We start from the raw sequence: 22848 nt of genomic DNA, 5'->3' as shown, positions 1-22848 counted from the left end.
GTATAAACTTTTGATTACCCGAATATTTATGTGGTATAGTTATAATATAATTTTTTGAAATCAAATATACAACAATATCTTATCTATTACCAAGGAGGAATTTTTCAATGTTTTATCAAGTACGATTTCAAACCGGTGAAATAAAACAAATTATAGATGAAATGAAAAAAGGAAATATACCCTGTATGGATGTAAATGATGGAGATGAGATGAACTGGTTCATCAAGGAGCTGGAGTCCAAAGGAATTTTCAGGGTAGAAGATATTCCTTATGATAAGAATGCACGAGACCGGGTCAAAGAACCTGAATTTGAATATAGAATTGCTTTTTATACTTCACCTGTCAGGGCTTCAGGGCTTGAAGGAAAGACACCCATGTACATCGATTTTTATTTTGAACCCATAGTTGATAGAACCTATGACCCAGTTGGTGAAATGTAATGTTCTAAACCGGCCCAATCCGCATACAGAAAGCGGATTGGGCCGGTTTATTTCCTGCTATTTCTGGCATACAGCCGTTACAGTCATATCCCCGTTAATGGCTGCCACCGGTACAGCTGCCGCGCCGTTTTTCAAGGTCAGAGTCAGTTTGGCATTCTTCCCGATGGTCAGGTACGCAGTCTGCGGCAGTTTATAGCCCTTGGAGGGTGCTACGGTCACCTTGAGTTCTCCGGCTGTAATAGCAAATGCCGCCTTGCCGTTTTTCACATTTGACTTGAAGTTATAAGGCAATTTATTGCCGGCAGCATAGGCCACCAATGTATAGATTACTTCATGCCCCTTTTTATTCGGGTGCGGATCAAAGGATTTTCCAGTATCCGCATTTATTAATTTCACTCCTTCGCCGGCTTTTGCAAATGCGGAATAGACATCCGCGACCCTGTAATTTTTACCGTTGTCCGAGCCTTTTATGATTTCGGCATTCATGGATTTAATGGCTTTTTCCACCGTATCTGGCATAATAAAGCCAAAGGGATTATAGATTGTCTGTACAACAATTTCTGCGTCAGGATTTAAAGTCTTGACAGTGCCGATTATTGCCGCAAAATCCCCCTGAGTATGTAGACTTTCGTTTCCGGTAAAAATTTCAGCTCCCTTTAAAATATTATTTTTGAGTTTATTCAAGCCGTCACTGTCGAACAATAGCCCAAGAATTGCAGTCTGGATATCCAGGGCATCTGCATTAAAGATATTTTTGCCGCTGCCCACCCTATCGTTGACCGCATTTAAAAAAGGAATGAAAATATTATTACCTCCCACAGAGAGTGTAATAAGGCTGGCCTTTCTTATTTGCTCCACCGCTTCTTTTTGTTCCTTTGTAACAGGCTTGCTTATGGATTTCAGCAGAGCCGCGCTGTCAATCCCTTCAACGCCAAAATTGACGGTTTTAATGTCAAGTTGTTTTCCAAGCCTGGTAACAAAGTTGTCGGGACTGGTTCTATTCTTGATATCACCATTTGAAAAGCTTTCAAGGCCGTAGCCCGATGTGACCGAATCTCCCACTGCAATATATAAGGCTTTATCCGGGCCGGCAGCTGCAGCCGAAGCTTCGGGCCGCCACCAACCCAAACCCGCAATAAATAAACATAACATTATCATAATTGATTTCTTAATCTGCTTCATTCTGATCTCCCCATTTTGCTGCATATAATGCATATAATTATAAAAATTCACTAAATTATATCGCCGGATAATACGTCTTAGCTGTTAAAGACCTCTATAAGGTACTTCCCGCTTATCTAAATTATACCCTTTAAATCTGCAAAATTCAAACAAACAGCCCTGCAATTGGAATTATTTATTCCAATTGCAGGGCTTTAGCTCTGTCAACTGCTGCTTACATTATCCTGGCTTATGGATTTAACCTTGTTTACATATATATCGGTAAGTTCAGTTGCGTATTCCTCCGAGTACCCTTCACTTATGACCTTGCAGACAGGTTTCTCAGCATCCGGAAGTACCAGTACCCATCCCTTGTCACCCAGTACCTTTACACCCTCGGTGGTTTCAATTCCGGCGCCGTCATTTTCTTCAATGATGGCTCTTATTACCTTTCCTTTTGCCGACCAGGGACATTTGACCTCCTTCTTTAAAATGTGAAAATCAGGTATCATATCCACCATTTCATCCAGACTCAGATCATACTGGGCCATGTGATCAATTATTTTTACCAGTCCCGCCACAGCATCAAAATTCATTGTGAAAAACTCATTTATATTGTTTTTTTCGGCACCCGAAAGCATTTTCTTCATAATTTCCTGCGTTGATGTCTTGGTTCTGATCACATTTCCATCGTGTTCACTGGCAATTCTCTCTATGACATTGCTTGTATTCAGGGGCACTATGACAGTATTACCCTTTGCAGATTTCAGATGGATCAGACTTATCAAGGCCATGAACAAATCGTCCGATATAACTCTCCCCTTTGTATCTACCAGCATCATTTTTTCATCTGAGTTTTCCAGGTAGACGCCCACATCAAACTTACCCTGTTTTACAGTTGCAGTAAGGGTTTTTATATCTGAAAACATACTTTCCTTTTTTTGTAATTACTGTCCAACTTGGGGTTTATAAAGGCATAATCGCATTTGAGCTCTCCCAGAATCCTTTCGACAACCTTTTTAACCAGATCGGACTTGGCAATGAGTGCAACTTTAAAATTATGCTCCTTTGCCTGTACACTGTTCAGTATATCCTGACTGTAGAAAATACTGTGATCGGGTATGGTGACAGCGGACTTGATCTCATTTGCAGAGCACCTGACAAAATCTTCACGTACAAAAGTGTTCTCGATCTTGCGCTCCTCACCCCTGTCGATATTGCTTCCGGATTTATTGAGCATATCTATTACAAGCATATCCTGATCCTGTCCTGAAGCAGAAATGTGAATTCCTCCGCTCAAATTATAAAATCTGATGGCTGACCTCACTACCGGCAGAAGTGCAGTTCCTATGTCATAAACTTCGACACCCGCAGACAGCAGACCGGAGATCAGAGAATTCTTTAACATTTTTAATGCATCTACATCATCACAGCTGACACCTATCTTTGAGTCTTTCATGCATATGGAGCCATAGGTGGCTCCCAGCCTGGAAACAAACTCCGGAGTGATGTCCACATTTATTTCGCCCAAAATCCCCCTGTTTCCGAAAATATTCTTTGAAAACCTTGAGCCCCAAACCAGATTGGAACATACATCGGTATCCGAGTCAATATTCTTGTTGGGCCAGACTTTTACACCCGGCCTGACAGATGCACTTTTACCAAGTATACAATTATCTCCTATCACAGACCCTTCAAATGCTGATGCCCGCGCATTTGCCTGTACTTTGTTGCAGAACACGCTGCCTCTGATTTGTGAACGTCCTTTAAGAATGCAGCCTTTCCAAAAAATACTCCTTTTAACCGAACTGCCTTCAAATAAATGGTTATGATCTCCTATGACAGTATAACTGCCTATATTACAGCCATCTCTTATAATAGTGTTTTTGCCGATAAAAACAGGAGGTTTTATACTTGCCTCCCTGGAAATCACCGCACCTTCACCAATCCAAACACCCTGGCGAACTTCTTTGGCATCTATTTTTATGTCAACCTTTTTATCTAAAATATCATTGTGCACAGTGACGTATGCTTCAAGATCTCCGATATCACACCAATAATTTTCGGTAACAAAACCGAACATGGGCCGGTTTTCCTTTAACAGTTCTGGAAATACATCCTTACTGAAATCAAACATTTGATTGGGCTTTATATAACCAAGTATCTCGGGATTCAACACGTATATGCCTGTGTTTACAGTGTCACTGAACACCTCTCCCCAGCTTGGTTTTTCAAGGAACCTTGTTATCTTTCCCGTTTTATCGGTCACAACTACACCGTACTCAATCGGGCTCTCGACTTTTTTCAGCACAAGTGTGGCCACTGCTTCACGATTCCTGTGAAACTCCAGCGCCTTATCCAGATCGATATCCGTTAAAGCGTCTCCACTTATAACAATAAAGGGTTCATCCAAAAATTCCTCCGCATTTTTAACACTTCCGGCTGTTCCCAGAGGAACCTCCTCTGTATAATAATTCAAGTTTACTCCAAATTCACTTCCATCACCAAAATAATCTTTAATAATTTCGGGCATATACTGAAGGGTAACTGCAATATCTTTAATACCATACTTTTTCAGTAGTTCAATAATATGTTCCATCACTGGCTTGTTAGCAATTGGTACCATAGGCTTGGGGCGGTTACAGGTCAACGGCCTTAGCCGGGACCCTTCTCCGCCTGCCATAATCACAGCTTTCATCAGATCCATCCTTTCACATTTTTGTTTAATATTAATAACTGTACGGCGAAAATAAAGTGCATTTGATGAAACCCAGGAATCAACTGTTGTTAGAAAGTTGTTCCTAACCTGATTTATTTTATTATTTTTACCTTATCAAAAAAAACTATTCGAAATGACTTTACTGGAATATATGGAAAAATGCTTAACCGGATGAATAAAGATACAGGTATTATTCCCTTTTCGGAAAATCCTGCGGGTTAAAATCCCCTGTGACAAAGTAGGAAGCCTGGGATCTGACAAGAAGCTGCCGCTCATCATTGTATATTTCTCCAGTAGCCCGCATTATGGTCCTGCCGCTGCTGATAACCTGACCTATGGCCGTTATTGTACTTCCTTCGGGTGTATTCCTGATGTAACTGACATTCATATCAATTGTCACAACTCTTTTCCCATGCGTTATGCACGCAACCCCCATTGCAATATCTGAAACTGATGCAAGAGTGCCTCCGTGTACAAAACCGTACAAATTACAATGCTTATCGATTATTTCAGCGGTAAGTATAATTTTCCCCTCGCTCAGCTCTGCTATTTTGAGCCCCAGAAAATTTTCAAGTATCGGGGCATTATAGGTTTCTTTAAGAAAATTTTCAAGCCATAACAGATTAGTGTTAATACTATTGTTCATAAAATATCCTCCAAAAATACTAAAAAGCACTGGATTACTCCAATGCCTTTTTTATTTTTCAATTAAACCATCAATCCAGCTTCAATACGCTCATAAAGGCCTCCTGCGGCACTTCGACGGAACCCACCTGGCGCATGCGTTTCTTACCTTCCTTCTGCTTTTCAAGCAGCTTTCTCTTTCTTGTGATGTCACCGCCGTAACATTTTGCCAGAACATCTTTTCTGAATGCCTTAACTGTCTCGCGGGCGATGATTTTACCGCCGATACAGGCCTGGATAGGTATTTCAAACATTTGTCTGGGAATTGATTCCTTCAGCTTTTCAGTCATCCTTCTTCCCCTGGATACCGATTTTTCCCTGTGTACAATGAAGGATAAGGCATCGACAATTTCACCGTTCAGCATTATATCCAGCTTGACAAGGTCTGATTCCCTGTAGCCGATAAGCTCGTAATCAAAGGAGGCATACCCCTTTGTTCTGGACTTCAAAGCGTCAAAAAAGTCATAAATGATCTCATTCAAGGGCATTTCATAGGTCAGCATGGCTCTGCTGTCATCAATGTATGACATATCCTTGTAGACACCTCTTCTCTCCTGGGAAAGTTCCATTATATTGCCGACATATTCGGTGGGAACCATAATAGTAGCTTTTACAATGGGCTCTTCCATCATATCGATTTCGGTGACAGGGGGAAGATTTGTAGGATTATCTATGGTGATCACATCACCGTTTGTTGTTGTAACCTTGTATATGACACTTGGAGCGGTAGTAACCAGATCGAAGTTGTACTCTCTTTCAAGTCTCTCCTGGATGATTTCCATGTGAAGAAGTCCCAGGAAGCCGCATCTGAATCCAAAGCCAAGAGCAACCGAGGATTCCGGTTCAAAAGTAAGTGCTGCATCATTGAGCTGCAGCTTATCTAAAGCATCTCTCAAATCACCGTATTTGGAGCCGTCTGCCGGATAAATTCCGCAGAATACCATGGAATTAACCTTTTTATATCCGGGCAGCGGTTCTTTTGCAGGATTGCCAACAAGTGTGATAGTATCACCGACTCTGGTATCCCGCACATTTTTTATACTTGCAGCTATATATCCCACATCCCCGGCTTTAAGTTCAGAGGCAGGAGAAAGCCCTCCCGGTCTCAGGTAGCCCAATTCGGAAATTACAAATTCTTTCTTTGTATACATCATGCGGATGGTATCGCCGTTTTTCACGGTACCCTCCTTAACTCTCATATATACTATTACTCCCTTGTAGCTGTCATAAAGAGAGTCAAATATCAGTGCTCTGAGCGGAGCATCTTCGTCCCCCTGGGGACATGGAATCATGTGGACAACCTTTTCCAGTACATCTTCTATATTAATTCCGTTCTTGGCTGAAACCATCGGAGCTTGGGAAGCATCCAGACCAATAACGTCCTCAATTTCCTTTTTGACTACATCGGGCTGAGCACTTGGAAGGTCTATTTTGTTTATTACAGGCATTATTTCCAGATTGTGTTCAAGCGCAAGGTACACATTGGCAAGAGTCTGAGCCTCTATTCCCTGCGCCGCATCCACAACAAGGATAGCTCCTTCACATGCGGCAATGCTTCTGGAAACCTCGTAATTAAAGTCAACATGACCCGGAGTGTCTATAAAATTGTATATATACTCATGTCCGTCCGAAGCCTGATATACCATACGCACGGCTTGGGCCTTTATTGTAATGCCTCTCTCCCTTTCAAGTTCCATATTGTCAAGAACCTGCTCCTGCATTTCTCTCGATGTGAGCACGCCGGTCTTCTCAAGCAGCCTGTCTGCAAGGGTCGATTTACCATGGTCTATATGAGCAATAATGCAAAAATTTCTTATATATTTTTGTCTTTCACTTGACATTCCTTATCCTCCACAGCTAGTTTCAAATATTTGCACATAATTACCCTCTATTGACAATGTATAACACGCCTCGCGCCGGCTATTTTGCCACTTTTCTTTGTCGTCGTCCTTGCCTTGCGTCAGCAAGGCTGCGTCCATCCTCCTCGAAAATTGCCAAAATATTTCAGCGCGAGGTCGGTGATTTTTGAGTGAGATAATTTGGCTTGCGGCAAGGCAAAGGCGTGCAGTAAGGCTTTATGCCTTGCAAGCGGCTTCAACGCAGCCGCAGGGCAAATTAACCACTCAAAAATGTATTGTACATTGTCAATAGAGGGTAGCAATTTATTATATCATAGCGGATAAAGGGGCGCAACTGGTAAGCTTGCGGCGTTTTATCGCTATATAATCTTCCTTAGTCGTTATTACCGCAGAAAAGTTGCCGCGGCTATGTTAGTTTTACCCAATAAAATACCCTTTAAGTCATTATTGAGATGGCAATTTCTTTGCAGGAAGAACTGCTTCCGCTTTTTAATATCTTTTTTCAAATACCTTGACTTTCCCGGCACAACCGCAAAAAAAGCAGTCAATTACCCGGTGAAGGGAAGATTCCACCAAAGTGATTGACTGCTTATCCGTTCCAGCTTCCGGTTAATTCTGATTCTGCCTTTTCTCTACTCCGTAACCTCTGTTATCTGCCAGTATTCTTGCTGTGGTATCTTTTCAACAGTAACTATTGTCTTGGTATCCGGTGATTTGCCGGCAGACGTAGCCCAATTGAAAATAACACTATATGTTTTTTTGCTCTCATTGTCAATTTCATATATCTCATAACCTGAAATCCATGGACTTGATACACCGGTAACCCAGTTCATCTCTTCAAAGCCTGCCCTTTTTTCGGCTTTTAGCTTATCTGAATATAGTGCATATTGAATCGCACCTTTTCTTTCCTGTGCTGCTTTTGCATACATATTCACTGCTTTTTCCGCCGTGTCAGGTGATTCAAATTCCGCTATCTGCTGATCAAATGTGCCCTCGTTGACCGATTCTGCCTTAAATATGCGCAGTGCATCTCCGTCGTAAATTACATCTTCCTTAAGAACCATTGAAAAGTAGGTCTGCGGTACATACATTATGTTCCCAACTGCCTTTGGAGGCAAGCCAAGTTTGACATTACCGTCCGATTTGCTTGAAGAATAACTGTCCACCTTGTTTTTAACATAGCCTCCGGCCACTTCCCAGCCATTGCCCCCACTCCAGGTGGCCTTGTAGCCCAACAGCTTTGCTATATCCTGCAAGGGGACCATCAGGTTGTATTCCTGGGTATAGGTCTTTGGCTGCGGAATAAGACTTTCACCATTGAATCTGACATTCTCAAGTGGTTTGGCATTTATCATCTGTGTATATATATCGCTTTTCAACAAACCTTTCAGCTCTTTTGCATCTATTTTAAATATCGGCATTCCGCCGGCATAAGGTCTTAATTCATACAATCCGAAATATATAACCAGCTTGTTTCCGTCAAAGTAAAATTGATAATTTCCTTTTTTAGCTGCAACAGTCTCTTTTGCATCAATAAAATACATATCCTTTTCTTTGTCTATCAATTTATTGATTTTATCCTGAATTACTTTGTTATAATTGCTCTTGCTGTCAAACAGTGAACCAAAGGTCTTGTATATTTCATTTGTCTTTGTATTTACTGTGTAGCTTTCCATATATGACATACCATGAGCACCGCCGGTGTAGTCACTGGAATGTATGACAACCGAAAGAATGCTTCCGCTGGTGTTATAGTCAAAATATGATTCCAAAAAGGCGCTCATGTTTCCTGCAGGTTCTCCCGCCTTTTCCTGTTGCGCCTTTATATCCTTGATAACAGCTTCATTACTTCTAATGTATCCGATTGAACTTATATTCCTGTTTTGTATGATGCTGTTTAATTCTGAAGCCGCATTGAAACCGCTGAAATAAGGATAGATTAACTTCAGGCTCAAGTCACCCTCTATTTTTTCAATCTTCCTTGTCTCAACTTTTATACTGCCTTTTATATCTGACGCACCGGCTAATGTTGTAAAGGTAGTCAAACATAATATAAGTGCCAAAACAAATGATACTATTTTTTTCATTGCATCAAATCCTCTCATATGTATTTTATCTTTTGCTGTCAAAAATAGATAGCGCGCCGTCTATTGAAATAGTAGCATATTCCGTAGACGTAATGGTAACAAAACGGTTACATGTTATCCCTGTTTCAGCAAAAAAATATCTCTACTCAAAAAACCCTTTGATTTTGCCCATATCCCTTCTCAGATATTTCAGGTTCAGGTCAAAAGTATTATTAAAGAGTGATACCTGATAAATGTCTTTTTCGACTTCTTGTATTTGTAGCATCTCCAACCGGGGCTGCCCATATAATACATAACTTTTAGCAATGTCAACAGCCACTAACCCGCTGATTACTATTAAAAAAAACAGGCTCATCACAACAAATATTTTTAGATTGTATAATCTCTTTTTACGGAATCTGATTTTCCTGGCCAAGTCTGCCTCCAAAATAAACATATTAATGTTACTTATTTTTGACCGGCAGCCGGAAATTTAATCATCAGTATTTGTTTTTGTAGATAACATCATTGATTGCCTGTGCCAAATAGGTTGTACTCCTGACACATTCATCAATAACATTCCCGTCTCCGCCGATTTCCACAATGACCGACCCATTGGTCAGGTGCTGATTATACCTGTTTTTGCTGATATAAGTGGGTTTTGCTATTCCCGGAGCTATCTCGTTCAGCCGTGATTGGATTTTAAGGGCAAGCTTCAGGTTTTCTTTCCATTTGGGATTGCTGAGTTTTGAATCGGTTCCGATAACAAACATTATCTGTGCGTAATCCTTTCCATTGATTTTTTTTGCTACTCTCAATTTATCATTTCCGGCGGCATCCCGGTGAAGATCAATGGTCATTTTCAGGGAGGGGTACTTATCCACATAATTGGTCAATGTATTGAGGGATTTGACATAGGAGCTGTTGTAATCCTTGTCGTGAATGGTTGAATTATGCAATACATTGATGTTGTACTTTTTAAGATTACTTATCAATGCATCTCCCACCCGGACAACATTATATTTGTTGTCGGTGGTTCTTGAGGGTACGCTTTTGTCATGAAGCTGCCCAATATCCTTGATATAACTCTCTGTGGTATGGGTGTGATAAACAAATATCTGTGGGCCGGTTTTAGCCGTATTCAATTTCAGCGGTTCCTTCAGCAGTCCATCAATATCAATACTGTATTGGGTTTCATTAACAACCTTTATTTTCCCGTTCGTTACCACAGGGTTATTTTGTTGGTCACTATTTTCCACATCATTTTCAAAGGTGATGCTGCTTGAAACTTCTTTTAGTGCACCTCCTGCTCCCTTCGTCTGTGCAGCACTGTCTGCAGGTTTTTGACTCTGCACTTCCTGCTGTGGCCTGACAGGCTGCAGATCCTCGTTTGCCACAATCTTCTCCTGCAGCTCCTGCTGTTCTTTTTCGGCTATGAATTTAAGGTAGTCCTCCCTGTAATAGATTTCAAAAAAAGGTGAATTTGAGTTCAGTATGGTTATGGGATTATACCGGTCCATTCCAAAAGCCTTAAACAATATGTCCATTGAATAAGTGCTTATATCGGCTTTATCCTGATCTTCTGAAATATCCTTTCCGCCGGTATTTATCCCCCCCATACTCATATGCCCATTTGCCGCCCGGAAGGCCAGACCCCCGATCAAAATACCGGCTATTGCACAAAGTACTATGGGGAACTTTGAAAATTTGCCTTTGTTTCCTGTAATATTTGAATCATTGTAAAAAGAGTTTCCTTCAATCCTCGCAAATTCCCTCATAAATGCCTCCAATCAAATTACTTCAGTTACATCAAATTTATAAAACTATATTCAAAATTTTAAAAATTATGACTGGCTTGTACCACAAATCAGCCGGTATGGTTAAAAAGGTTTTTTAAGAGGTGGGAAATATTGTAATATGATTTGGTACTTAATTTTAATATTTTTGTTCTAAAAACAGGTACAGTTTCATATAACTAAGAATATACTTATTTTAGGAATGGAGGGGAAAAGTTGAATTTCAGCACAGTTAGATGTTGTATATGTAACAGCGTATTATTAAATCTTCCTGAAGAGGAACTTGAAAAATTAAACAGTCTTACTTTCAGATGCGAAAGCTGTGGTCACAGGCTTACCTTGAACGGAACCAATGTTACCAAGGCCTTAAGCTCCGAACCTTTTCAAAATATTTTCAAATACGATTTCAACATATAAAGAAACTCCTTTGATGGAGTTTTTTTATATTGGCGTGAAATTTTTCTGAAAAAGCATCGCCTCTGAAATTCAAAATTAACTGGTTATGCCAGTTAGTTGTTCTCAACTTTCAGTTAAACTGCAATGTTACCTGAAAATGTTAAGAAAATTGTAAGAAATCTGTCAATTAGTTTGAAAGATGCCTGAGTTATTATTTTTATAACGGATTCAATCAGGAATTTACTTACAAATTCTGAGATAAAGGGATGTGATATAATGATATGGATTGTCAAGGGGAATGAATAATATAAGCCTGAAAATTAATAATTCATTCTCATCTAAACGGAGGTTTTACAGTGAATATACTTGTTTGCGACGATGAAAAGGAAATTGTAGACGCTATAGAAATATATCTGAAAAACGAAGGTTATACAGTATTAAAAGCCTATAACGGAGCTGAAGCTCTGGCTGTTTTTGACAAAGCCGATATTCAGCTAGTGATTATGGATATAATGATGCCTGTCATGGATGGTATCCGGGCTACAATGAAAATCAGAGAAAAGTATAACATCCCCGTTCTGATGCTGAGCGCTAAATCCGAGGACACAGATAAAATCCTCGGTCTAAACCTCGGTGCCGATGACTATGTAACCAAGCCTTTTAACCCCCTGGAACTGCTGGCGCGTGTAAAATCACTCCTAAGAAGATATGTTTCACTGGGCAGTTTTGTCCCGAAAACCGGTGTTTACCAATCGGGAGGGCTTGTCATTGATGATAGTGCAAAAGAAGTCAAGGTTGACAATGAACAGGTGCGTCTTACGCCTGTGGAATACAAGATATTAAAGCTTTTATGTGAAAATGCCGGAAGAGTATTTTCAATTGATCAAATTTACGAGCAGGTTTGGAACGAACCCTCTTTCAGTCCTGAAAACACTGTAGCTGTTCATATACGAAGAATCCGCGAAAAAATAGAAATTAATCCTAAAGAACCAAAATATTTAAAGGTGGTGTGGGGAATTGGATATAAAATTGAAAAACTATAGATATTCCGTATGGTTTAAGCTCCTTGCAATCATCTTATGCATTGCAGGAATGTTGTCTCTTGCCTATGGCCTCTTGCAGGCACCTTATTTTGAAGATGCAATTCAAAATAAGGAATTTAAGGAAAGCATGGCCGGTAAGGATATATTGCAGCATGCTTACTCCAATATATCTTTCGTGGCGTTTAAGTATAAAAATGAAGAAAACATCAAGTCGGGAGCTACTCTGGACCCTGATGAAATAAACGGTATGAAATCCAATATTGAGTACAGCAGAAGCAGCGAACTTCAACAGGTCGAAAATGACTTTTACAACTCTGCCAACCAGTATCAGGAATATCTCAACAACCAAAGTATCATAATTGATAATAACGGTAATGTTGCCGAAAATACTGACGTTATATCTGATATTAAAAACAAGGATGCCCTGGAAAAAATCCAGAATTTAAAGGATAAGAAAGACAAAGATACAAAAGAAATAAACGAAAAATATGACAAGTTGCTGGATAATGTTGCTGAAGAAGCCATCAACCGGCAATTGGAGGATTATAAATCACAAATAAAGTATCTTGACAGTTTGCAGGGTATATATTATTCAGTGGTACAAAACGGTAAAACAGCACAATCAAATATATCTGACAACAATACGATAGAAAATTACTTTAACGCTCTGCCCTTTTCGGTCAAGCTGACTCAAAGCAATTGGAATTCCTATTTCGGAGGCAATTCGTATGGGTCCTATTCAATTCCGGCAGATGCCACTGTATATCTGGGTATGTCTCCCGACAGGTATCAAACTGAAGTAAATACCTTTAAAAACAATTCCATCAGAGGTCTGACAGGTTTAAAAACCTCCGGTTTGGGGCTTCTGTCTTTTATAACCGGCTTAATATACCTGATATATTCGGCTGGCAGACGTCCTGATAAGGAAGGCGTTCACCTGATAGCCGCAGATATAATATACCTTGACGTAGCCCTTGTGGTAAGTGTTTCTTTCATTGTACTCTGCATATCGCAGATTATTCAGTTTGTGCCGGTATTTTATTGGAATAACACACGCTATAATGCAGTGGTCATATACACAATTTTAAGTGTAGTAATCATTTTTGGTACTCTGGCAGGCATCTTGTTTATCACAATGCTTGCCAAAAGATTCAAGAGGCACGAGGTTATTAAGTATACTCTGCTTTGTAAGATGGTTAAATGGATTTTCAGCAGGCTCCACAGTCTTTATACCAAAATTAAAAACAGTATTAGCGGAGTCCTTGTTAAAAGTCCCCTTACCATGAGGCTGCTGCTTATCTTTGGAGCTTACGCATTTCTCAACCTGATATTTGCGCTGATATTTGCCGACGGTAACGATGTAACATTTATAGGCTTTTTTGGAATAGTGGGTGTAAATGCTGCCGCAATATATTTCCTTTTGAAAAATTTCAAGGTATTTATAAATATTAGAGACGGTGCCGAAAAAATCAGAGCCGGGGAGTTGACTTACAACATACCCGAACTGGGTATTCCTGAACTCCGAGCTCTTGCCGGAACCATCAATCAAATTGCAGACGGCCTGAAAAATGCCGTCGGCAGCCAGGTCAAGGCCGAACGGATGAAGGCCGAGCTTATTACAAATGTATCCCATGATTTGAAGACTCCCCTGACCTCCATCATCACCTATGTTGACCTGCTTAAAAATGAAGGGCTTCAGTCTGAAAATGCAGGAAAGTATCTTGGCATAATAGATTCAAAATCCCAGAGGCTGAAATCGCTGACCGAAGATTTGTTTGAAGCAGCCAAGGCAACCAGCGGAAATATAGCGGTCAATTTTGAAAAATTGAATGTTGCGTCTCTTATTTCACAGGGTCTGGGAGAACTTTCAGATAAGATCGAAACATCAGGGCTTATTTTCAGGACCAACTTTCCTGCCGAAAATGTTTATGTGAATGCGGATGGAAGGCTGCTCTGGAGAGTTATAGAAAATCTCCTGTCAAATGTTTTCAAATATGCTCTCTCCAATTCAAGAGTGTATATAGATGTAATTCAAACTGATGAAACGGTGAAAATTCTGGTAAAAAACATATCTGCCTACGAATTGAATGTGAATGCGGATGAGCTGATGGAGAGATTTAAGAGAGGCGATGCCTCCCGCCACAGTGAAGGCTCGGGCCTTGGGCTTTCAATAGCCAAAAGCCTCACAGAACTTCAAAACGGGAGCTTTACCCTCAATATCGACGGCGACCTTTTTAAGGCAACAATAGAACTCCCGGCAGTCAGCCAGCTAATTAATTAAATAATTTTTTTGATTATATCATTAGTATAATATTTATATAGGCGTGCTTTTATTGAATTGCCAATATGCGGAATAATTCAATACAGCACGCTTTTATTTTCATGTCTAATTTTTTATATAAGAGATAAAATAACTACAAAACATTTATCGGAGGAAACAACATGGCTTTGAACCAAAATACAAATATGCCTGATACTGGCAAATTCCCCATTATCAGCGGAAATGAAGTAACTTTTATTTATAAGGGCAATGCCGAAACAGTTTATGTTGCAGGTGAATATAATCAGTGGAAGCTTGAAGACAGGATGTCAAAAAATGAGGAAGGTGTCTGGTTCATCAATAAACGTTTTCCTGAAAATGCAAGGTTTGACTATAAATTAATAGTGGACGGCAATTGGATTACTGATCCGTTAAACGAGAAAACAACCTGCGTAAGCGCTGACAATATAAATTCAAATCTCATAATGCCCAAATACAGCAGCGACCACGAAAAAATTGTTAATTCCCAGGTGCCAAAAGGAAATTTGCTTAAAAATGTAAAATTGAAAAGTGACTACATGGGCTGCAGCATGAATTATCACGTTTATCTCCCCCATGGATATGAGAATTCCGATATATCCCATATACTTTATGCTATGGATGGCTCAGAATATCTCAATTACGCCAATATTGACAGGGTTTTGGATTATATGATCCATATGGGAGAAATTCCAAGGATGGTGGCAATCCTTACAGACCCAAATGACAGAAATGCAGAATATACCATTAGCAGGAAACACTACAGCTATTTTATCAAGGAATTGGTTCCATTTGCAGAGAGAAACTATCTTAGTCCCCGTGCTATGATTGAAAGGTCCATAATAGGCGTCTCCTGGGGAGGTCTGACAGCAATTTATATTGCTGCAAATACACCGGACAAATTCAACAGATTATTATCTCAGTCAGGTTCTTTCTGGCCCAAGGACTGGCTGATATTTGACATAATCAGTAAAGCTGATGTTTCCAATATGAAATTATGCTTACAGACGGGAACTGTTCAGGATACCGAGGAAATGAACGATGCCCTTGCAAAACTTATCGAAAGCAAGCATGGGCACGTAGAATATGCCAAATACTCTGAAAGCCATAATTGGATAAACTGGAAAGGACATCTCAATGAGGGTTTGAAAACTTTGTATTCGGGAATAAATTAAACATCATATCTGATTTGAAAAGAAGGAGACTCAATGCCATGTTTAAGAAAGGTCAAAAAATATTTTATGTGGACGCCAGGGACGGTATTATCGAGACAGCCAGGTTTATAGAAAAAACCTCTGACGGAACGTGGATCAGGATAGATGGTCATGCCATAAACACTTTTGTCTATTCCGATTACCAGAACAAGTCGCTGTTCGAGGATTTGACCCAGGCAGAAACCGGCCTTGAGAATTATAAAATCAATCTGAAATCAAAGTTATTAAAAAATAATTTCTTTATAAAAGACATTTTGCTGCGTTTGGAAAAACATGAGGGAAAGCTTTACGTTGATGTTGTCAGCGAAATATTAAACACCCTGCTGTAAAGCGTTACGCTGGACATTCGATCAACTTTGCCGGTAAAATATTATTACTGATTATACCGTACTAAATTTTTTCAAGCTTTTCTACCGTTCTTTCATTTCTTACATCTCCGGTGTTCAATGTTGCCTTCGGTTCAATCAGCATCACATGAACTTCCTCCTCTGCAACAGGCATATGTTCGATTCCCCTGGGAATTATAAGGAACTCGCCTTCATTTAAAATAACTTCCCTGTCCCTGAATCTTATTTTCAATATTCCTTTTAAAACATAAAACATTTCATCTTCATTTTCATGACTATGCCATAGAAATTCACCCTTCAGCTTTGCCGCTTTTACATATGATTCATTGACTTCACCTAATATTTTAGGGCTCCAGTACCCGTTAAAAAGCTTTAACTTCTCATATATGTTGACTTTCTCCATTACACTTGTCTCCTTCGCAGTAAATTAATAAGGCCGGCATGGCCGGCCTTTATTTTATGAACTGATTTTTGCATCCTGCACCAGAATTTCCTGCTCGGCCGCTTCAGTAACCGGCGTCTCAATCTTCTCAGGCGGGTTTTTCAGGTTCTTGAAGGCTACCGACATCATCAGCTTGATTCTGTTAAGCTGGTTAACCTCGCTGGCTCCTGGATCATAGTCCACTGCAACTATATTGGATTCGGGATATCTTCTCCTTAATTCTTTTATCATACCCTTACCTGTAACATGATTGGGCAGACATGCAAACGGCTGCATGCAAACTATATTTCCGGCACCGCTCTTTATGAGTTCGATCATTTCTGCCGTAAGGAACCAGCCTTCGCCTGTCTGGTTTCCAATAGAAAGTATTTCGGAGGCACTTTCGGCAAGTTCATATATGGAGTGCGGCGGATCAAATCTCCTGCTCCTGCGCAAATACTTTTTCATATGCCTTCTATAATACTCTATACCTACAATGGCAAGATTGTTTACAACCAATTTTTTAAATGTGCCGGACAGGTGCTTATACTTGAAGTTGGCGTCATAAGCGCAGTACAGGAAAAAGTCAATGAGGTCGGGCATAACTGCTTCGGCCCCTTCCTTCTCAACTACATCCACCACATTGTTATTGGCATCCGGATGGAATTTGACGAGTATTTCTCCTACAAGTCCCACCTTTGGCTTCTTTATATCCTTTAGCTCAAGCGTATCAAAATCCCTGACGATACCCTTGATATTCCGTTTAAAACTTCCCTTCCTGCCTTCATATATGGAATCGGTACATATTTTGGCCCACTTTCTGTAAAGTTCATTTGCCGAACCGGGTACAGCTTCATAAGGCCTTACCCTGTAGAGTACTCTCATCAGCAGGTCACCATATACGAGGCCCTTGAAGGCACTGTCCAGCAGGTCAAGGGATATCTTAAAGCCCGGCTGGTTATCCAGACCAAGTGCGTTTAGAGATATGACCGGAACCTGGCTCATTCCCGCCTCATGCAGTGCTTTTCTCAGGAAGCCGATATAGTTTGTGGCACGGCAGCCTCCGCCTGTTTGAGTTATCAACACCGACGTATTGTCCAGATCGTACCTGCCCGACTTTAATGCATGTATGATCTGACCTACAACAATAATCGACGGATAGCAGGCATCATTGTTGACATACCTTAAGCCGTCCTCCACCGCAGCACTGTCAACACTTGGCAGCACTTCAACCTTATAGCCGCACCTTCTGAAGGCCGCCTCAACGAAATCAAAATGAATAGGCGACATCTGAGGGGCCAGAATGGTATGCTTAACCCTCATTTCCTCAGTAAATACGGCCTTTTTATGGGACTCATGTTTTTTGTGAGGAGCCAGGGCTTTTTTGTCCCTGTCTTCAATAGCTGCTACCAGGGACCTTATTCTGATCCTGGCGGCGCCCAGATTATTGCCCTCGTCTATTTTTAATACGGTATAAATGTTTTCGTTGGCATTCAGGATTTCCTGCACCTGATCTGTTGTTACGGCATCGAGACCGCAGCCGAAGGAATTCAGCTGGATCATTTCAAGCTCGGGATATTCATTGACAACAGTTGCAGCCGCATAAAGCCTTGAATGGAATTTCCACTGGTCAACCACTCTCAGAGGACGTTCAATCTTTCCCAAATGTGCAATTGAATCCTCAGTAAACACTGCAAACCCGTGAGAGGTTATTATCTGCGGGATGCCGTGATTTATCTCGGGATCTATATGGTATGGCCTTCCGGCCAGTACAATGCCTCTTTTGTTGTTATCTCTGAGATATTTCAGGGTTTCTTCACCCTTCTGTCTGATATCCCTCTTTACCTTTTCGTCTTCTGCATATGCCATTTCCACCGCATTCTCTATTTCGGCCCTTGTTATATTGAATTCTTTTCCAAGAACCTCAAAAAGTCTTGATTTCATTCTTTCCTTGTTGTCATAGGGAAGGAATGGATTCATAAACTTTATACCCTTTGTCTTCAGAATATCCATATTATTCTTTATAACTTCAGGGTATGATGTTACAATAGGACAGTTGTAATGGTTATCGGCTCCCTCGTCCTCAACCATTTCATATGGAAGGCAGGGATAGAAAATGAAGTTCACATTTTTATTTACAAGGCTTGTAATATGGCCGTGAACAAGTTTGGCCGGATAACATACCGATTCCGACGGCATGGTTTCTATACCCAGTTCGTATATTTTCTTTGATGAACGGGGTGACAGCTCCACCCTGAATTTCAGCTGATCAAAGAATGTAAACCAGAAGGGATAGTTCTCATACATGTTGAGTACACGAGGAATTCCTACCGTGCCTCGGGTGTACTCTATACCTGCCGCCTGCCTGTAACCCACTATTCTTTTATATTTATAATCATAAAGATCCGGCACATCCTGTGTCGAGGTTTCAATACCTGCGCCTCTTTCACACCTGTTGCCCGAAACAAATCTGCTGCCATCGCTGAATTGGTTTATTGTCAGCAAACAGTTGTTGTTGCAGAGCTTGCATCTCTGCAGCTCGGTATTATAATCAAATTCACCGATATTGTCCTTTGTAATAAGGGTGGACTGTGCACCGCTGTAACGTTCCTTTGCGATCAAGGCGGCACCGAAAGCACCCATAAGCCCTGCTATGTTCGGTCTCACGGCCTCTCTTTCGGAAATCAGCTCAAAGCTTCTCAGAACAGCATCATTCAGGAAAGTCCCTCCCTGGACGATTATTTTTTCTCCCATCTCTCTGGGGTCCCTTATCTTTATGACCTTAAGCAGTGCATTCTTTATGACCGAATAGGACAGACCTGCAGAAATATCTCCCACCTGGGCGCCTTCCTTTTGTGCCTGCTTGACTCTGGAATTCATGAAAACAGTACATCTGGAACCCAGATCAACGGGTTTTTCGGCCAGCAGCGCCTGTGCGGCAAAGTCCTCTACGGTAAAGTTCAGTGATTTTGCAAAGGTTTCTATAAAGGAACCGCAGCCCGAGGAACACGCCTCGTTGAGCATAATACTGTCAATAATACCGTCTTTGACCTTCAGGCACTTCATGTCCTGTCCGCCGATATCCAGTATAAAATCCACACCCGGCAGGAAGAAATCGGCTGCCTTGTAGTGCGCTATTGTTTCAATTTCACCTATATCCACCTTAAGTGCAGCCTTGATCAAGCCTTCACCGTAACCGGTGACGGTAGAATTTACTATTCTGGCCTCAGAAGGTATCTGAGCATATATATCATTCAATATTCTTATTGCGGAGTTTAACGGACTGCCCTCATTACTTCCATAATGAGTATAAAGGAGTTCTCCGTTGGTATCTATCAAAACCGCCTTGGTAGTTGTAGATCCGGCATCGATTCCAAGGAAACAATCTCCCTTGTAGTCTTTCAGCGGCTTAACACTGGCAGAATGCTCCCCATGCCTTGCCCTGAATTGATCCAGCTCCTGCTGACTGCTGAAAAGGGGCTTCAGCCTTTCCACCTCATGGACCACAATGGTATTCAAATCAGGCAGTTTTTCCTTTAAATCCTTAAAGGATATGACTTTGCATTCCTTTGAGGACAGGGCGGCACCTATGGCCACAAACAATTGTGAATTCTCGGGGAATATGACCTGTTCGGGCTTTAAGTTGAGGGTTATTGCAAATCTCTTTCTCAATTCCGACAGGAAATAAAGCGGTCCGCCCAAAAAGGCTATATTGCCTTTGATTGGTTTGCCACAAGCCAGGCCGCTGATAGTCTGGTTAACCACAGACTGAAATACCGAGGCGGCAATGTCTTCCCTTGCAGCTCCTTCGTTCAAAAGCGGCTGTATATCGGTTTTTGCAAAAACACCGCAGCGGGCGGCTATGGGATAAACGATTCTGCTGTTTTTGGCATACTCATTCAGACCTGTCGCGTCTGTCTGCAGCAAGGAGGCCATCTGGTCTATAAAGGAACCGGTACCGCCGGCACAGGTACCATTCATACGCTGTTCCAGGCCGCCCTTGAAATAGGTTATCTTAGCATCTTCTCCTCCGAGTTCAATTGCAACATCTGTATTGGGAATAAGCGTTTGTACAGACTCGGAGCCTGCAATAACTTCCTGGATAAAGTCAAGATCCAGCCACTGAGAGACCAGCAATCCACCGGAGCCAGTTATCATAACAGTGCACTCTTCCTGATAAAATTTCTCACAGGTCTCGTCCATTAATTCAAATATTGTTTTTCTGATATCCGAATAATGTCTTTGATATTTTGAAAAAACAAGCTTGTTATTTTTATCAAGAACAGCCATTTTTACAGTGGTAGATCCAACGTCCAACCCCACATGATAATTCTTTTTCATATATTGACTAATCTCCAAAACTAATTTTTAAACTATGTAAAACATAGCTAACTGCTCATGATGTTTTTCACATAGTCCTCTCAATAAAATTTGTCCCCCACAGTTTCCCGAATAAAATTACAGATTGCTACGTTTATTATACCAAAGTCATTTAAATCCGCCTAATGGCAATGTTTACAATCACACCTCAATAATTCATAATATCTCTGCTAATACGAATTCTGGCAACCTCTGAAGTAAGAATTATATCTCATCTATAATATTTATATGCAATTCCTGTATTTGTTTTTCATCAACTATGTCAGGTGCATTATCCATAGGGCTGGAAGCATTCTGCACCTTGGGAAATGCTATTACGTCTCTGATACTGCCGGTCTTTGCCATGAGCATTATCATTCTGTCAAGACCAAAGGCCATACCGCCGTGAGGAGGAGTTCCGTATCTGAAGGCATCCAGCAGGAAACCGAACTTTGTGTTTGCATCTTCCTCGGTGAAGCCCAGCAGCCTGAACATTTTGGCCTGAAGCTCCTGTATATGGATTCTGATGCTTCCCCCACCCAGTTCAACACCGTTTAATACTATGTCATAGGCTTTGGCCCGGGCTTTCCCGGGATCGGTATCAAGGAATTCAATATCCTCGTCCATAGGGCAGGTGAACGGGTGATGCTTTGCCGCATATCGCCCTTCTTCTTCATCATATTCAAATAAGGGGAATTCTGTCACCCATAAGAACTTAAATTCGTCAGGATTCAAAATATTTAGCTTTCTTGCGACTTCCAGTCTCAACTGACCAAGAGCATCAAATACAACACTGTTCTTATCAGCCACAAAGCAAATCAGGTCACCGGCTTCTGCCTCTACTCTTCCCAGCAGAGCTTTCATCTCTTCCTCAGTCATAAATTTTGCAAAGGAGGATTTTATTTCATTGTTATTATCTATTGATATCCAGGCCATACCCTTTGCCTTATAGGTTTTAACCACCTCAACCAGGGCATCTATCTCTTTTCTGCTGAATTTGGCGCAGCCCTTTGCGTTTATTGCTCTTACACTTCCTCCACCGGCAACTGCATCGGTAAACACCTTGAAGCCGCAATCCGCCACCAGCTCGGATACATTGACAAGTTCCATGCCAAAGCGGATATCCGGTTTATCGGACCCAAACCTCTCCATAGCTTCAGCATACGGCATTCTGAGGAATGGAGTCTCAAGCTCGACACCCAGGGCTTCCTTAAATACTCTCTTGACGAAACCTTCATTAATAGTCAGCACGTCATCCACATTGACAAAGGACATCTCCAAATCTATCTGGGTGAATTCAGGCTGTCTGTCAGCTCTTAAGTCCTCATCCCTGAAGCATTTTGCTATCTGGAAATACCTGTCGAAGCCCGACACCATCAGCAGCTGCTTGTAAAGCTGCGGTGACTGGGGCAGTGCATAAAATTTGCCTGAGTGTACCCTGCTGGGTACAAGGTAATCCCTGGCACCTTCCGGAGTACTCTTAACCAGTATCGGAGTTTCAATTTCCAAAAAACCGTTGTCATCATAATAATCACGTGCCACCTTGGCAACCCTGTGCCTGAGTATCAGGTTCCTCTGCATGTCAGGTCTTCTTAAATCAAGATATCTGTATTTCAGCCTTGTAATTTCATTGACATCTGAATTTTCTTCAATATAAATGGGCGGTGTTTCGGAAGAACTGAGTATTCTAAGTTCTTTTACAATTATCTCTATTTCGCCTGTTGCCATCTTCCGGTTGACAGCCTCGGGGGCTCTGGCAGAAACGGTACCAACTACGGCAAGAACAAACTCACTTCTTATTGTCTTCGCCCTGTCAAGCATTTCTCCGTCCTTATCAGTAAAAACAATCTGCAATATTCCCGATCTGTCTCTCAAGTCCACAAAAACCAAACTTCCCAGATTTCTCTGCTTCTGCACCCATCCCATGACAGTAACGGTTTCTCCTATATTTGCCGAAGTCAGCTCTGCACATTTATGACTCCTCTTGAGTCCGTAAATTGATTCTCCCATATAATGATTCCTCCATTTTCGTGTTATAAACACT

Annotated in this window: 17 protein-coding genes; 6 read left to right on the top strand and 11 right to left on the bottom strand. The window is 41.1% G+C overall.

Translation table 11 applies throughout. The annotated features are described in order from the left end of the window. The first annotated feature begins 107 nt into the window (after positions 1–107). Positions 108–440 (top strand): hypothetical protein, encoded by a 333-nt coding sequence (locus CTER_RS02055; RefSeq protein ID WP_004623314.1) that lies wholly within the window; start codon positions 108–110, stop codon positions 438–440. A 57-nt stretch (positions 441–497) separates the two neighbouring features. Here the strand turns inward: CTER_RS02055 and CTER_RS02050 are convergent, their stop codons facing one another. The 8 genes from CTER_RS02050 to spoIIP all read right to left on the bottom strand — a co-directional run bounded on the left by CTER_RS02050 (position 498) and on the right by spoIIP (position 10707). Beyond that, complete coding sequence (locus CTER_RS02050; RefSeq protein WP_004623321.1) at positions 498–1622, bottom strand: GDSL-type esterase/lipase family protein; 1125 nt, start codon at positions 1620–1622, stop codon at positions 498–500. 203 nt (positions 1623–1825) lie between these two features. After that, the gene (locus CTER_RS28660; RefSeq protein WP_242834922.1) at positions 1826–2530 is read right to left on the bottom strand and encodes a phosphohexomutase domain-containing protein; all 705 of its coding nucleotides are present in this window, start codon (positions 2528–2530) and stop codon (positions 1826–1828) included. Beyond that, positions 2515–4299 (bottom strand): sugar phosphate nucleotidyltransferase, encoded by a 1785-nt coding sequence (locus tag CTER_RS02045; RefSeq protein WP_242834921.1) that lies wholly within the window; start codon positions 4297–4299, stop codon positions 2515–2517. Before CTER_RS02045 ends, CTER_RS28660 begins: the two co-directional genes overlap by 16 nt. Before the next feature lie 211 nt (positions 4300–4510). After that, a complete protein-coding gene (locus tag CTER_RS02040) occupies positions 4511–4966 on the bottom strand; it encodes a PaaI family thioesterase (protein WP_004623343.1) in 456 nt (151 codons plus the stop codon). A 70-nt stretch (positions 4967–5036) separates the two neighbouring features. Then, positions 5037–6845 (bottom strand): translation elongation factor 4, encoded by a 1809-nt coding sequence (gene lepA, locus CTER_RS02035; protein ID WP_004623336.1) that lies wholly within the window; start codon positions 6843–6845, stop codon positions 5037–5039. Between the two features lie 650 nt (positions 6846–7495). Beyond that, the gene (locus CTER_RS02030; RefSeq protein ID WP_004623306.1) at positions 7496–8950 is read right to left on the bottom strand and encodes a stalk domain-containing protein; all 1455 of its coding nucleotides are present in this window, start codon (positions 8948–8950) and stop codon (positions 7496–7498) included. A 142-nt stretch (positions 8951–9092) separates the two neighbouring features. After that, entirely contained in the window at positions 9093–9365 is a 273-nt protein-coding gene (locus CTER_RS02025; protein ID WP_004623300.1) for a hypothetical protein, read from the bottom strand. A 64-nt stretch (positions 9366–9429) separates the two neighbouring features. Continuing rightward, positions 9430–10707: a stage II sporulation protein P gene (gene spoIIP / locus CTER_RS02020; RefSeq protein WP_004623338.1), complete on the bottom strand. Its 1278-nt coding sequence runs from the start codon at positions 10705–10707 to the stop codon at positions 9430–9432. Positions 10708–10941: 234 nt separating this feature from the next. On the opposite strand from spoIIP, the gene CTER_RS02015 reads away from it, so the two are divergent. The 5 genes from CTER_RS02015 to CTER_RS01995 all read left to right on the top strand — a co-directional run bounded on the left by CTER_RS02015 (position 10942) and on the right by CTER_RS01995 (position 16006). Further along, positions 10942–11142, top strand: a complete 201-nt coding sequence (locus tag CTER_RS02015; RefSeq protein WP_004623311.1) for a hypothetical protein — start codon at positions 10942–10944, stop codon at positions 11140–11142. Between the two features lie 335 nt (positions 11143–11477). Then, positions 11478–12164, top strand: a complete 687-nt coding sequence (locus CTER_RS02010) for a response regulator transcription factor (RefSeq protein ID WP_004623339.1) — start codon at positions 11478–11480, stop codon at positions 12162–12164. After that, positions 12139–14445 carry a HAMP domain-containing sensor histidine kinase gene (locus CTER_RS02005; protein WP_004623327.1) on the top strand — a complete coding sequence of 769 codons (2307 nt, stop codon included), beginning with the start codon at positions 12139–12141 and terminating at the stop codon, positions 14443–14445. Before CTER_RS02010 ends, CTER_RS02005 begins: the two co-directional genes overlap by 26 nt. 161 nt (positions 14446–14606) lie before the next feature. Further along, complete coding sequence (locus CTER_RS02000; RefSeq protein WP_004623303.1) at positions 14607–15638, top strand: alpha/beta hydrolase-fold protein; 1032 nt, start codon at positions 14607–14609, stop codon at positions 15636–15638. A gap of 38 nt (positions 15639–15676) precedes the next feature. Beyond that, complete coding sequence (locus CTER_RS01995) at positions 15677–16006, top strand: hypothetical protein (protein ID WP_004623323.1); 330 nt, start codon at positions 15677–15679, stop codon at positions 16004–16006. A 61-nt stretch (positions 16007–16067) separates the two neighbouring features. Here CTER_RS01995 and CTER_RS01990 read toward each other — a convergent pair whose 3' ends face one another. From CTER_RS01990 to aspS, 3 genes are all read right to left on the bottom strand, one after another. Next, on the bottom strand, positions 16068–16427 hold the full coding sequence (locus tag CTER_RS01990) for a cupin domain-containing protein (RefSeq protein ID WP_004623341.1): 360 nt from the start codon (positions 16425–16427) through the stop codon (positions 16068–16070). A gap of 54 nt (positions 16428–16481) precedes the next feature. Then, positions 16482–20786 (bottom strand): 2-hydroxyacyl-CoA dehydratase, encoded by a 4305-nt coding sequence (locus CTER_RS01985; RefSeq protein ID WP_004623345.1) that lies wholly within the window; start codon positions 20784–20786, stop codon positions 16482–16484. 243 nt (positions 20787–21029) lie between these two features. After that, positions 21030–22814: an aspartate--tRNA ligase gene (gene aspS / locus CTER_RS01980; RefSeq protein ID WP_004623312.1), complete on the bottom strand. Its 1785-nt coding sequence runs from the start codon at positions 22812–22814 to the stop codon at positions 21030–21032. Positions 22815–22848: the final 34 nt, after the last annotated feature.

It is taken from the genome of Ruminiclostridium cellobioparum subsp. termitidis CT1112 (genome assembly GCF_000350485.1).
Taxonomy (GTDB): Bacteria; Bacillota; Clostridia; order Acetivibrionales; family DSM-1351; genus Ruminiclostridium; species Ruminiclostridium termitidis.
This window is presented reverse-complemented; position numbering and strand designations above follow the sequence as displayed.